The following is a 12,916-nucleotide window of genomic DNA, read 5'->3' as shown; positions in this document are numbered from 1 at the left end:
GGCTCACTCGCCGTCGTCGCGAACCACCCGGAGGTGGCCCCGCCGGCCCGCCTGCGGGGTCGGGCGGGCCTGGGTGACGGGCGCGGGGGCGGCGAACTGGCCGCGGGCCGCCGGCACGGACGGCGGCGGGACGGCTCGGGACGCCTCCCTGACTGCGTCGGCGAGCGCGAGGAGGTCGTCCGAACTCGGCGGTGCGGGCTCGAACTCGGTGGCCAGACGCACCACGTCCCAGCCCCGGGGCACGGTCAGCCGTTCGGCGTGCGGCGCGCACAGGTCGTACGTGTGCGGCTCGGCATTGGTGGCGAGCGGGCCGAGCACGGCTGTGGAGTCGGAGTACACGTAGGTGAGCGTCGCCACGGCAGGCGCCGTGCACGCAGAACGGGTGCAGCCTCGGGTCGCTCTCACGAGATGAGAGGCTACCCCCTCCCCCTGCCCTCCTCGGCGACCCCACGCCGCCGACTCTGGCACCCTTGGTGACATGACCGAGGAACCGCCGGCTGCCGGCCGTGACGTGAGCCGCGTTGTGTTCCCGTCCCGACGTGGCTCGGCCCGCCGGGACCGGCGCGGGCGCGGGCTGCGGGGTCCGCTCCTGCCACCGACGCTGCCGGGCTGGCGCACCCGCGGGGAACGGTTCGACGAGACGCTGCTCAGCACCGTCGAACGTTTGGAGAAGCACCTGGGTTCCGATCTCGACGGCGTCGAGTTCGCGGTCGAGGAGGTCCCACCGTCCGCACCGGCTCCCTGGGAGACCGGTGCGGTCCCGTTGGGTCGTTACTTCCCCGCGGACCCCGCAGCGGGCCTGAGTCACCGGATCGTCGTGTACCGACGTCCCGTGGTCGGCCGATCCGCGGACTCCGATGACATCGCCGCTCTCGTGCGCGACGTCCTGGTGGAACAGCTCGCCCAGATGCTCGGCCGGGACCCGGAGGACATCGACCCCACCTACCGGGATTGAGGCCCGGCCGCACGGACCCGGGCCACGCGCTCAGGGACCGAGCCGCACCGTCACGCTCTGGTCCTCGTCGGCGTCGGGGGTGAGCGGGAGCATGCTGAGTAGTTGACCGTCGGCGGCCTCCGCACTCAGAGCCACGCTGGCGAGGACGGCGCTGCCGCTCACCTCGACGGCGACCGTGTTCGACAGGTCGACGCGGTCGGTGACGGCCAGGGTGGTCCCGGCGCCGAGCTCGATCTCCACGGATTCGCCGACCTGCCCGGCGGGGTCCACCGTGCGCAGCGTGACGGTCTGGTCCTCCTCGAGCGGGTTCGTGATCGCCAGTCCGGCGTCGTCGACGACCGATCCGAGGCCGGGGATGGCGAGCAGCCCGTGGTCGACCGCTGTCCGCGCGGGCATCCAGGCCCGGTCGAGCACCGGCTCGTCCGGGTCCAGCTCACCGGCCTCACCGAGTCGGGTGAGCATGACCGCGCCGGTGACCGGCTGGTCGGCACCCACGCGCACGGTCCAGGAGCCGGCGGGGACACCCGCCAAGGAGACGTCGGTGACCGCCCCGGGCTCGAGGATCATCCCCTCGGTACCTGCGAGGACCTCCTCGCCGTCCTCGCCGAGCAGTGACACGGTCACCGTGGTGGGCTCGGTGTTCGGGTTCGCCAAGCGAACCACGGACGGTGCCGCGGCCGAGGCGTCGGTCTCCGGCAGCGGCACCGGGCCGATGGTCAGGTCCAGGCCAGGGTCGGCCGTGGCCGTGACCAGGTCGGTACCGGCGGGCACCACGCCGTTGAGCGCACTGTCCTGGATCTCGGCGGTCAGCCGACCGCCGTCCGCGCTGACCCGGACGGCGATCCGTGGTTCGAGGGAGAGGGACTCCAGCAGGATCGACTCGCTGGCGCCGGGTCCCACCAGGACGGGGTTGTCGGCGCTGACCTGGCCGGCCGCGCCCCAGATGTCCACGCTCGCCGCGACCGCGGTGTCCCCGGGGTTCGTCAGTGTCAACCGGGCACTCGACCCGAGTTCGGTCGCCCCGCCCACCAACCAGATACTCGAGGACGGCGCCTGGCACTCCGCCGCGGCGAGGCCACGCAGGTCACCGGTGTCCTGCCGCGCCGCCGAGGCGCCGGCAGCGAGCGCGGTCGCGTCACCGTCCGGTTCGGCGCGCAGCAACGCGGGCCCGTTCGGGTCGCTCTGACTCAGGTACCGGATGTCGCCGGTGCCGGGCACCTCGACCGGATCGCCGCCGACGGAGCTCCACGTTGCGGCCGGGGGCTCGCCGTCGCGACCGAGGACCACGGCCTCGGCGACCGCGACGACGTCGGCACCACCGGATCCGAACTCGTCGTCGACGTCGATGTCCGATCCGTCGTCGCTCGCCAGGAGCGGTGGTCCGGCACACACCATGGAAAGTGGGGCGGCGCCGACGCTGATCTCGGGAGGTGGGACGGTCGTGGCTTCCGGCGGTGGGGCCAGCGTGGCGGCCCCCACGACCGCCCCGGTCAGCCCGAGGACGAGCAGGCCGGAGGCGGCGGCGCCGATGCCGCGGGCGACGGACCGCAGGCGGGAATTCAGTCGGGGTGTCGAGGTCATCTCAGGTGTCCTCCAACCGGCGGCGCCGGGTCGGCAGGGCGAGCAGGACGGTGAGCGCGAGCACCACGATGGTGACCACTCGCCAGGGCATGTGCAGGGCATGCTCGTAGCGGACCTCGATGGTGCCCACGGCGCCGTCCGGGATGCTGAACGCCTGCCGCCAGCCCGCGTCGACGGACCGCAGCGGCTGGCCACCGACCCAGGCCCGCCAGGACGGATCGGCCCGTTCGGCGAGGACCAGGGTGCGCCCGGAGCCGTCCGCCGTGATCCGGCCCGCCGCGGTCACACCGGTGGACGGCACGATGGCCAGCACCGCGCCGGTCGTGTCGGTCACCTGGGCGCGCGCGATCGAGGCGTCCGTGGATCCGTCGCCGAGATTGACGCGCCAGATCACGCCGCTGTCGTTCTCGGTGACCCGGTCCAGCCCGCGCACCGAGTCCAGCAGGGCGATCAGCCGGCTCCGTTCGGTCGGATCGGCGAGCACACCGCTCGCGTTGGCATCGACCGCGGGCACGACCACGACGGCAACGGCGTGGGTCGCCAGCGCCGTGGCCGCGTCGGTCGCCGTGCCGGTCGCGAGGGCGGCCACGAGCCCACCCAGGTCGGCATCCGCGGCATCGAGGACCTCTGGGGCGGCGAGATCGTCGGCGGACTCGACCCGCACCAGGCCCCCGAGTGCGACGGCGGTGGCGGTCTCGGTCAGTTGTGGCCCGTCGCCACGCCAGAGTTGGGCGTCCAGTCCGCTCTCGGTGGGGGTCAGGGCGAGCACCCGGGCGCCCTGCGGCGGTCGCTGCACCTCCAGTCCGAGGGCGGGCACCGGTTCGGCAGTGCGTGCGGCGACCTGCACGAGTCCGGCGGGTTCGGCGCCGCTGCGCTCGGCCAGCACCCGGGTGGTCCAGAGGGTCGCCGAGCACACCAGTCCGGCCACCACGATGACCGTCGCGGCCACCGCGGCGGGTTGGCGCCAGCCGAAACTCACCTGACCAAGGCTGCCCTTGAGGCCGTCGGCGGCGGCGAGGGTGGCGGCGAGCAACCCGAGCAGCACCAGGGAGGTGCCCGGTCCCGCCCAGCCCTGCACCACGACGTCCGTGTCGGTGCCCAGAGCCCGACCGATCGCCACCGGCACCCGGACCGATACGGCCGCGCTGAGCACGCCAACGGCGACCAGGAGCCAGGCGATCCGGATGGCGCGGGCCCGGCCGGCGCCCCGGAACAGGGCGAGGACCGCGGCGGCGAGCACGGTTCCGGACGCGATCAGCGGGAGCACCGTCGCGGCGGTGCCGTCCAGGAACGGCACACTGGTCGGCGACGCGGGCCACGCGAGCAGGGTCAGCCACGCGGGACCGGGGTCGGACGCGAACGGGACCCCGGGGTCGGCGAAGATCAGACGCCATCCGCCGTCGCCGGCCGTGGCAAGCGCGTGGGAGAGCAGCGGCCCGAGCACCACCAGGGCCGGCAGGGCCACGAACACCAGGCGCTTGCGGCCGACGGCGAGCCGCTTGCGGCGGCCAAGGGCGAGCGCGAGCAGGGCGAGCGCGAGGATGCCTGCGGGCAGCAGCACCGGTGCGCCCGCGCACGCGATGGTGAACGCGAGCCCCGCCGCGGCGGCGGCGCCGAGCGACCCGACGTTGGAGGTCCGGGTGATCACGGTGGCAGCCTCGGGCTCGTCGTCCGGCACGTAGTCACCGCTGGTGTTCGACACGATCACCGGGAGGTCGTCGGAGTCCCAGTCGTCGAGCCGGGAAGTCGAGGGCCGGGCGGGCCCGTCCGCGACCGGGCTCGCCTCGCTCGTCACCTCGACGTCGTCCTCCGCCGTCGCCGATCGATCTGTCGATCCGTCGGGGGCCGATGCCCTTTCCGTGGCGGTGATGTCCTCGGCACCGTCGGCCTCGGTCACGGGCCCGCCGTCGTCGGCGGGTTCGGCCCCCGGATCGGCGACCTCGGGATCCGCGAGGGCTGCCAGCCGGGCGCGCTTCGCCTCGCCGGACAGGACGCCATCGCGTTCGCTCGAGCGAGGCGAGACCCGCTGCGCGCCGACCATGCCCGAGATGACCACGTCCCGGCGGTCCAGGCCGAGCGCCCTCATCACGCCGAGGGCAACGAACGGCAGGGCCAGGTGGGCGATCACCGCACCGAGGCGACCGTGGCCGAGCGCGAGCAGCAACGGAGGTCCGAGCGCCCACGCGAGCGCGGCCCAGGCCCGCAGCAGCACCGAGCGGGAGGCGGTACCGGCGGCGAACCAGCCGCCGAGCGCGGCCAGCGGCATCGCCGCCACAAGCAGCGCGGCGATGCTGATCCGCATCGGCGTGCCGAGTGGTCCGCCGGTCACGAGCGAGAGCAGGCCGAGGAGCCCGAGGAACGGGTCCGGCGGACCCGGGTGGCCGTCCCCGGTGCCGATCCACGAGGCCAGTGCGGCGTCCCAGACCTGCGCGAAGGTCCCGTCGACGGGCAACAGCGCACCCCCGGTGAGCGCGCCGGAGAAGGCGACCGGCGCCATGGTGAGCAGGCTGAGCGCAACCACCACCACGAGCACCGTGCCGAGGGTGAGCCGGCGTCGCAGCGCCACGGCGGCTCGTTCGGCCATCTCCAGCTCGCTCGGCGCCCGGGCCGCCCTTCGCTCGGCCACGGCCTGCCGTCGACGGTCCCGGCGCAGTCGCCAGACCTCCCACCAGGAGGCCTGCAACGGTCGCAGGCGGCGGTACGGGAGTTTCCGGGTCGCGCCGCCCCGACGGCGTGCCGCGGAGATCGCACGCGGGTGGCCGAGCACGCCGAGGGCGATGAACTCCTCCCCGGCCAGCTCGAGTTCCTTCGTCGCGACCCTCCAGATCGCCCGGACCGGTGCGGCGACGATTGCGGCGATCGCCACGAGCGGCATCAGCACGGCCGGGACCTGCGTGAGTCGGACGTGCAGGATCGCCCGCCGTCGGGCCCGGAACGAGCGCCGCGGCTCCTGGGCGCGCGGCTCTTCGGTGCGCGATCCGTCGACCTCCCGGAGTCCGAAGTATCCGGACCGGGCATGCCGCACGACCGCTCGCGGCACCACGACCACCCGGTGGCCGGCAAGGCGGGCCCGGCGGCACAGGTCCCGCCCGTCCAGGAACGGTCCGAGAGCCGGGTCCGGGCCTCGCAGTGCTCGCCAAAGCGTCGCGTCGATCAGCATTCCCGCAGTGCCGACGGCGTAGACGTCCTCGCGTGCGTCGTGCTGACCCTGGTCGATCTCACCGTCCTCGATACCGGTGAACCGCTGGCCGTCGAAGGTAGCGCTGATGCCCACCGAGATCAGCCGGTCCGGTGCGTCCCAGTCGACCTGCTTGACGCCGGCGATCGCGATCGCCCGGCTCCCCTCGACGGCTCCGAGGAGCTCGGCCAAGGCAACGGGCTCGGGTGCCGAGTCGTCGTGGAGCAGCCAGAGCCAGCGTCTGGTCCGCCCGTCGGCTGTACCGTCGGTGACCGGGTCGAACCCGCTCTCCGTCAGGGCGCGGCGCACCGCCGCACCGAAGGTCCGTGCCCCGGGCGCCGGGACGACGGTGATGTCCTCGGGGGAGAGGCCGGCCTCCGTCGCGATCTGCCGCAGCTCGCTCTCTCGCGGCTGCTGCCCGAGGGCGGCGATCAGGACGTGCTCGGGCGCAGCGGTCTGGGCGGCGAGCGCTGCGAGCGTGGTGGGTAGGTAGGGCGAGTCTGCCGCGCCCACCACGATGGCGAGCGTGTTCCAAGTGGGAGCGGAGTGGGTCTGCGCGGCGGTTGCCTTCATTCGGCTTTCACTCGGCGAGCGCCGAGGCCCGCTCAAATCGCTCGGCGCTTGAGCTTGCGACGCTCACGCTCGGACAGGCCACCCCAGATGCCGAACCGCTCGTCATGCTCGAGTGCGTACTCCAAGCATTCCACCCGGACCTCACATGACACGCAGACCCGCTTGGCCTCACGGGTGGACCCGCCCTTCTCGGGGAAGAATGCTTCCGGGTCGGTCTGCGCGCAGAGCGCACGCTCCTGCCAGGACAGCGCGCCGTCATCATCGACGTAGCCATCCACCGGGAACGCGAGTTCCATGCGTGGGGCCGGGACCGGCTGCGGAATTCCGTTGGTGAGAGGTCCCTCTCCCAGAATGTTCCACACGGCTTACCCCAATCGTCGTACATGCCCCTTGCTCGGACACCCCGGGAACGAGGCGCTTGCAATGAATTACACGCGTGTAACCCGCTTGAGTCAAGCCGAGAGCGGATTTTGATGGCGGTCACCGGCGTGTCGTGCACGGCCTACCCTCGCAGGTATGGCGCACGATACCCCCCTCGACTCCGTCCGCGAGCTGGTCGAGTTCTGGCAGGCCACCGACCCGACCTCGCCGCGGCTGACCTGGTACGGCCCTGACTCCGAACGGGTGGAACTCTCGGGGCGGGTCCTCGCCAACTGGGTCATCAAAGCGACGAATCTGCTCACCGAGGAGGCGGACGCTGGGCCGCGTGTCGTCGTCGGGGTTGATCTGCCCGTGCACTGGCGCGCGATGGTCTGGTCCCTGGCCGCGCTGCGTGCCGGTGCGTCCGTGGATCTCGCGGTTGCGGACACCGCCGGTGGACTCCCCCGCTCCATGGGTGCCCCGCCGGTGGTCGACGCGGTGGTCACCGCCCACCCGGAACGCGCCCGTGAACGAGTTCGCGCAGGTGGGAGCGTCATCGCGGTCGCTCTCCCGGCGCTGGCGAGATCCTTCGACGGACCGCTCGGTCCTGGTGTGATCGACGGTGCCGCGGACCTGATGACGTACCCGGACGTGCTCACGCAGCCCACGGAGTCCGACCCCGACGGTCCCGCCATCGACGGCGCGAGCCACGCGGACCTGCTCGCCTGGGCGAGGCGAACGACAGCCGGCGCCGCCGGTCCCGGAGCCGTCCGTCCGCCGTCGGAGGCTCCCACCGGTTCGACGGCGACCGGGCCTCGTGCGCTGGTGGCATCGTCCGACCCGCGCGTGGCCCTGGCCACGTCGTTGGCCGCGTGGGCGGAACGCGGCTCGGTCGTGGTTGTCGGGGACGCTCGTTCCGCGGCCGACCTCGCCCACCTCGCGCAGGTCGAGGGCACCGCCTCCTGACGCGTGCAGGCCGGGCGTGTCGCTCAGGGCACCCCTGCCTGGGCGACGCGCCCGGTGCCCGAGAGCCGCACCGTGCCCTCGTCCGCGGCCACGAACACGCACTGCCCACGGGCGACGGTCACGCCGTCGGGATCGGCATCGGACGTCACGGAGAGCTCGCCGTCCAGGCCGAGCAACAGGCGTGGCCCACGGCCGGGGAACCGGCGGTCGTGCTGACCGTCGAGGGTGGCCACGGAGAGCTCGAAGTCGTCGACCGGGGCGTAGTACACCCCGGTGCACTCGTCGAACATCTCGGGCGCGATCCGGATCGGTGGAGCGGCCACCCAGTCGATGGTCTCGAGGACCTCGGGGATGTCGACGCGCTTGGGGGTCAGACCGGCCCGCAGCACGTTGTCCGAGTTCGCCATGAGCTCGACGGCGAAGCCACTGAGATAGGCGTGCACGCCGCCGGCCGGCACGAACATCGCCTCGCCCGGGTGCAGCGTCACCGGGTTGAGCAGCAGAGCCGCCACGGTGCCCGGGTCACCGGGATAGGCGGAGGCGAGGTGGGTCACGATGGTGTCGGTACGCGCGGACGGCGACCGCCCGCTACGCAGCCGGGCCGCGCACGCGGCCGCGGTCGCCTCGACAGCCGAGGCACCGCCGTCGGCGCCGCTGACGAGCAGCTGCGTGAACGCGGCCCGCACCCCGGACGCCGTCGGGCTGGCCTGGAGGTGGCCGAGCATCTCGCGGGCGAGCGGGGCGTCCAGACCGTCGAGGAGTTCGGCGGCCCGGCGTGGGGCACGGAACCCGCTGACCGCCTCGAAGTTCGTGAGCGCGTAGACGAGTTCCGGTTTGTGGTTCGCGTCGGTGTAGTTGCGCAGCAGCGGGTCGACGCCGGCGGACTCCTCCCGTTCGTGGCCGGCCCGTGCCTGGCTCAGATCGGGGTGCACCTGGAGCGAGAGGGGGCGCACGGGCGCGATCAGCTTGAGCAGGTACGGCAGGGTCGGGCCGAACCGGGCCACGACGTCGGCCCCGAGGAGTCGCTCGGGGTCACCGGCCAGATAGGTGGGCAGTTCGCCGTCGCCGTCGAGCATCGACGGCGCGGACGGGTGGGCGCCGAACCAGTGCTCGGCGACCGGCCGCTCGGTGGGCGTGGACCCCAGGAACCTCGGGATCACCATGGCCGAGCCCCAGGCATAGTCGCGAGGAGACCCGACGAGAAGCCTCACGCGGGGCGCTCGGCGACGACCACCAGCCCGGTGCCCGAGGTCGGACGGAGCCGCTGCAGCCAGCGGAACGGGGCGGTGGCGGTCTGGATCCCGAGCCCGATCAGTCGCTTGCGCGGCTGGTTCGTGCGCCCGCTGGCGGCGGTCAGGTCCTCGACAGAGGCATCCTTGTAGTCGCCGGCCAGCTTCTTGGAGTCCATGCGGTTGCGTACCGCCTCGAGCGCGTACCCCAGCGGCCAGGCGTACACCGTGACCTGCGGCCGGACCATCCCCACCTTCGTGAGCAGCGTACTCATCTCCTCGGGTGAGTAGCGCCGGAAGTGTCCGGACATGGTGTCCATCGGCCCGAACCGATCCTGGAACGCCGGCACCGAGAGCATGATCCGCCCACCGGGCTTGACGTGCTCCACCCAGGTGCGCAACGCGGCCTCGTCCTCCTCGATGTGCTCGAGCACCTCGAACGCGCAGACCAGGTCATAGGTCTGCCCGGCCGGGGCGGACTGGTCCGTCCCGTTGATGACCGTGCCACCCCGCGGGCTGATGACACCGTTGGCGCTCGCGTAGGAGGTCGCATCGGGCTCCACCGCGACGTACGTCGTCAGCGGTGCGATCCGGGCGCCGAAGGCACCGAGACCGCAGCCGATCTCGAGGACGGTCCGGGGCTTGAGGTCGCGCAGCAGCCGCGAGACGACGTCCCAGCGCAGCAGCGCGCGTGGCGCCAGGGGCGGATCCCCCTGCACATCGGAACGGGTCGAAGGGTTCTGCGTCACGGAGCCTCCAGGTTGGTCGTGGTCGCTCCCACGGATGCGGTCCGCGGGGCTGGGAACACGGTAGCGCCCGGGGATCGATGCGACCGCACGTCGGCGTCACCGACGCGCCGGACCCGCGATCACCTGGATCAGCCGAAGTGGCTCTCGCAGGCGATGCCGTCGTTGTCACCGTCCAGTCGGTGCACGTCCCCGAGGCCGAGGCGAACGTAGTGGTTGAACGTGGTCTGGGCGTCGGCGCGGCTGGCGAAGTCGGGGCAGTCCAGGTCTGGGGTGCGGGGCCGGACCGGGTAGCCGGTCGACGGCGGCGGGGTCGGGGTCGGCTGCGGCACCGGTGCCGGGGCGGGCGCCCGACGCACGCCGAGGGTGTCCCGGCCGTCGGCGTTCCAGTCCCCGACCAGGACGGCGTCGCCGGCCCTGCCGTAGGTGAAGACGCGGTTGGCGGTGGCGCTGGTGAGGCTGTCCGAGAGGTAGTAGGCGTTCGCCCGGCGCACCGCGAGGGTGTCCCGCCCGTCGCCGTTCCAGTCCCCGACCAGAACGGCATCGGCGGTCCGGCCATAGGCGAGCACCCGATCGGCAGCGCCGCCGCTCAGCGTGTCCTTGAAGTGGTAGATGTTCCCGCGTCGGACCGCGAGCGTGTCGACACCGTCACCGTTCCAGTCCCCGACGAGCACGACGTCGTTCGGACGGCCATAGGCGACGACCCGATCGGCCGGACCGCTGCTCAGGGAGTCCTTGAAGAAGTAGAGGTTCCCCCGGCGCACCGCGAGCGTGTCGACACCGTCACCGTTCCAGTCCCCGACCAGCACGACGTCGTTCGTCCGGCCGTAACCGACCACCCGGTCGGCGTTCCCCGAGGAGAGCGAGTTCCGGAAGTAGTACAGGTTCCCGCGTCGCAGCACGAGCGAGTCGCGGGAGTCGCCGTTCCAGTCCCCGACGTAGGTGCGGTCTCCGACCGCGCCGTAGCCGAAGGCGATGTTGGCGGTGCCGGAGAACGAGTCGTTGAGGTAGTAGAGGTTCCCGCGTCCGCCCACCTCGAGGCCCTTGGCCCAGGCGGACGGAGTGAGCGCGGCGTGGCCGAGCAGCAGGATCGAGAGGGCGGTCAGGACAGCAAGGAACCTGCGCATCGTGGGACTCCGGGCGGTGGGCGGCGACGGTGCCGCCGTAGTGGGGGACGATTGCCGACGCTAGTTCCCGGTCACCCTGTGCGTCGGCGTTCGATCAGTGATCCACGTCACTTCAGTCGCTGCGCCGGCCAGCGCCGACGACGATGCGGTCCACGCCCACCCAGGCCTCGGGTTCAGTGATCCTTCGGCCATCGACGAGGACACCGATCCCGGGCAGGTCCGCCGGCGTCAGGTCGGCGTACTCGCGGTGGTCCGCCTGGATGATCGCCGCGTCGACGGGCGTCCCCAACTCGTAGGCGGTGAACCCGTAGCCGGCGAGTTCGTCGGCGGTGTAGAGCGGATCGTGGACGAGCACCGTCGCGCCGGCCTGCGTGAGTGCAGCGACGGTCGGGAACACCCCGGAGAAGGCCGTCTCCTTGACGCCGCCCCGGTAGGCGGCGCCGAGCACCACGACGGTGCGGCCCTCGAGCCCGCCGAGCGCCCCGCCGGCCAGTCCGACCGTGTACGCGGGCATGGCCGTGTTCGCCTCTCGGGCCGCCCGGACCACAGTGGCGTCGGGGTCCGTCCACAGGTAGAGGCGCGGGTAGACCGGGATGCAGTGGCCACCGACCGCGATCCCCGGCCGGTGGATGTGGGAGTAGGGCTGCGAGTTCGACGCTTCGATCACCGAGTAGATGTCGATGCCGTGAGCGGCGGCGAACCGGCCGAACTGGTTCGCGAGCCCGATATTGACGTCCCGATAGGTGGTCTCGGCGAGCTTCGCGAGTTCGGCGGCCTCCACGCTGCCCAGGTCCCACACCCCGTTCGGCCGGTCGAGGTCGGGACGCTCGTCGAACTCGAGAACGGACTCGTAGAACACGCGCGCGGCCGCGGCACCGGCATCCGACAGCCCGCCGATCAGCTTCGGGTACTTGCGCAGGTCGGCGAAGACCCGCCCGGTGAGGACGCGTTCGGGCGAGAAGACGAGGTGGAAGTCGGTTCCCTCGGTCATGCCCGAGATGCGTTCGAGCATCGGCTTCCACCGGCTCCTCGTGGTTCCGACCGGCAGGGTGGTCTCGTAGGAGACCAGCGTGCCCCTGGTGAGGTGCTCACCGATCGAGGTTGTCGCGGAGTCCATCCAGCCGAAGTCCGGCTCCGCACTCGCCTCGTCGACGAACAGCGGCACGACGACGACGACGGCGTCCGCCCCCGGCACGGCGTCCGCGTAGTCCGTGGTCGCCCGGAGCCGCCCGGCCGGGACGAGCTCAGCGAGCTTCTCGGCCAGGTGCGCCTCCCCGGGGAACGGCTCCTCGCCGCGGTTCACGGTCGCCACGACGTCCGCGTTCACGTCGACACCGACCACCTCGTGGCCGGTCTCGGCGAACTGCACGGCGAGCGGGAGGCCGATCTTGCCGAGTGCCACAACTGCGATCTTCACGGCGGTCCTTCGGGTGTCTTGACGGGGTGGGTCTTGCGGATCCGACGCTACACGCGCGCCGAGGCGCTCAGCGCAGCAGGACCGAGGCGGCCATGAGGCGCAGCGGCGCCTCCGTCGCCAGGAGCTGGGCGAGGTCGCGTGTGATCAAAGTGTTCGGCCGTCCGTGCCGGCGGCGCGCCCGAGCCAGCCCGATCAGCGTGGCCGGCTCCGTGTCCGGCGCCAGGATCGCGTCCAGGAGTCGCCGGTCGGCGAGCGAGAGGACGCTCTCCGCACCGGGTGCGGCGATCAGGAGCTTGCGCGCCACCTTGGCAAGCGAGCGGCGTTCCTTCTCGGTCCAGAAACTCGGATCCGGCCGGTTGTGCACGGCGCCGAAGAGGTGGATACGCACAAATTTCACGCACGCCGAGCGGCGCCGTTCGAGCGAGAGGTTCTCGAACCAGGGCAACGCGAGGAGGTGGCGCAGGAATCGCAGCTCGGTCGCGATCGGCCGGGGCGCATAGGTGACCCGGTCCTGCGCATCCTCACCGATCCGGTACGCCGGTCCGGTCCGGTCGAAGACGATCCGGCCCTCGAACCACAACCGGGTCACGAAGGCGACGTCGCCGCCGACCTGCGCGCCCTCCTCGAGCCGGAGGCCGAGCCGGCCAAGCGCCTCGGTACGGACGACGCCGAGCGGCGCGCTGCGGTAGCACAGCCGGTCCTTGATCGGGTCGAGGGGGCCGGCCCGGGGGGGGGGGGGGGGGGGGGGGGGGGGCGGGGGGGGGGGGGGGGCGGGCGGGGGCGC

The 12,916-nt window shown here is 72.7% G+C and carries 11 protein-coding genes; 2 read left to right on the top strand and 9 right to left on the bottom strand.

The window, feature by feature from the left end; translation table 11 throughout:
* Positions 1-3 precede the first annotated feature (3 nt).
* A complete protein-coding gene (locus HALOF300_RS13965; protein WP_154795219.1) occupies positions 4-405 on the bottom strand; it encodes a DUF3499 domain-containing protein in 402 nt (133 codons plus the stop codon).
* 73 nt (positions 406-478) lie between these two features.
* On the opposite strand from HALOF300_RS13965, the gene HALOF300_RS13960 reads away from it, so the two are divergent.
* Positions 479-955, top strand: coding sequence for a metallopeptidase family protein (locus HALOF300_RS13960; protein WP_156741547.1), 477 nt, complete (start codon positions 479-481; stop codon positions 953-955).
* 30 nt (positions 956-985) lie between these two features.
* On the opposite strand, the gene HALOF300_RS13955 is transcribed toward HALOF300_RS13960, so the two are convergent.
* From HALOF300_RS13955 to HALOF300_RS13945, 3 genes are read right to left on the bottom strand one after another with little or no spacing between them, the layout of a single operon-like run.
* On the bottom strand, positions 986-2,536 hold the full coding sequence (locus tag HALOF300_RS13955; RefSeq protein ID WP_156741546.1) for a DUF5719 family protein: 1,551 nt from the start codon (positions 2,534-2,536) through the stop codon (positions 986-988).
* Between the two features lies 1 nt (position 2,537).
* Entirely contained in the window at positions 2,538-6,287 is a 3,750-nt protein-coding gene (locus HALOF300_RS13950) for a glycosyltransferase (RefSeq protein WP_156741545.1), read from the bottom strand.
* A 32-nt stretch (positions 6,288-6,319) separates the two neighbouring features.
* The gene (locus HALOF300_RS13945; RefSeq protein ID WP_165962719.1) at positions 6,320-6,583 is read right to left on the bottom strand and encodes a WhiB family transcriptional regulator; all 264 of its coding nucleotides are present in this window, start codon (positions 6,581-6,583) and stop codon (positions 6,320-6,322) included.
* Positions 6,584-6,803: 220 nt separating this feature from the next.
* On the opposite strand from HALOF300_RS13945, the gene HALOF300_RS13940 reads away from it, so the two are divergent.
* Positions 6,804-7,613 carry a TIGR03089 family protein gene (locus tag HALOF300_RS13940; RefSeq protein WP_156741544.1) on the top strand — a complete coding sequence of 270 codons (810 nt, stop codon included), beginning with the start codon at positions 6,804-6,806 and terminating at the stop codon, positions 7,611-7,613.
* Positions 7,614-7,636: 23 nt separating this feature from the next.
* Here HALOF300_RS13940 and manA read toward each other — a convergent pair whose 3' ends face one another.
* The 5 genes from manA to HALOF300_RS13915 form a co-directional block, all read right to left on the bottom strand.
* The gene (gene manA, locus HALOF300_RS13935; RefSeq protein ID WP_156741543.1) at positions 7,637-8,824 is read right to left on the bottom strand and encodes a mannose-6-phosphate isomerase, class I; all 1,188 of its coding nucleotides are present in this window, start codon (positions 8,822-8,824) and stop codon (positions 7,637-7,639) included.
* A complete protein-coding gene (locus HALOF300_RS13930) occupies positions 8,821-9,591 on the bottom strand; it encodes a class I SAM-dependent methyltransferase (RefSeq protein ID WP_197522552.1) in 771 nt (256 codons plus the stop codon). The genes manA and HALOF300_RS13930 overlap by 4 nt, the downstream gene beginning before the upstream one ends.
* Before the next feature lie 128 nt (positions 9,592-9,719).
* Entirely contained in the window at positions 9,720-10,715 is a 996-nt protein-coding gene (locus HALOF300_RS13925) for an excalibur calcium-binding domain-containing protein (protein ID WP_156741541.1), read from the bottom strand.
* Between the two features lie 112 nt (positions 10,716-10,827).
* Positions 10,828-12,132, bottom strand: coding sequence for a nucleotide sugar dehydrogenase (locus HALOF300_RS13920; protein ID WP_156741540.1), 1,305 nt, complete (start codon positions 12,130-12,132; stop codon positions 10,828-10,830).
* Between the two features lie 67 nt (positions 12,133-12,199).
* Positions 12,200-12,721: a hypothetical protein gene (locus HALOF300_RS13915; RefSeq protein ID WP_156741539.1), complete on the bottom strand. Its 522-nt coding sequence runs from the start codon at positions 12,719-12,721 to the stop codon at positions 12,200-12,202.
* Positions 12,722-12,916 lie beyond the last annotated feature (195 nt).

Source organism: Occultella aeris (assembly GCF_902703175.1).
Taxonomy (GTDB): Bacteria; Actinomycetota; Actinomycetes; order Actinomycetales; family Beutenbergiaceae; genus Occultella; species Occultella aeris.
The sequence above is the reverse complement of the archived record's forward strand: the minus strand, read 5'-3'. Positions and strand labels throughout refer to the sequence as shown.

Bases quoted from the DNA above. Each gene is read 5' to 3' on its own strand.
- HALOF300_RS13950 (WP_156741545.1), bottom strand. From the start codon at position 6,287: ATGAAGGCAACCGCCGCGCAGACCCACTCCGCTCCCACTTGGAACACG.
- HALOF300_RS13955 (WP_156741546.1), bottom strand. From the start codon at position 2,536: ATGACCTCGACACCCCGACTGAATTCCCGCCTGCGGTCCGTCGCCCGC.
- HALOF300_RS13925 (WP_156741541.1), bottom strand. From the start codon at position 10,715: ATGCGCAGGTTCCTTGCTGTCCTGACCGCCCTCTCGATCCTGCTGCTC.
- HALOF300_RS13960 (WP_156741547.1), top strand. From the start codon at position 479: ATGACCGAGGAACCGCCGGCTGCCGGCCGTGACGTGAGCCGCGTTGTG.
- HALOF300_RS13940 (WP_156741544.1), top strand. From the start codon at position 6,804: ATGGCGCACGATACCCCCCTCGACTCCGTCCGCGAGCTGGTCGAGTTC.
- HALOF300_RS13945 (WP_165962719.1), bottom strand. From the start codon at position 6,583: ATGGAACTCGCGTTCCCGGTGGATGGCTACGTCGATGATGACGGCGCG.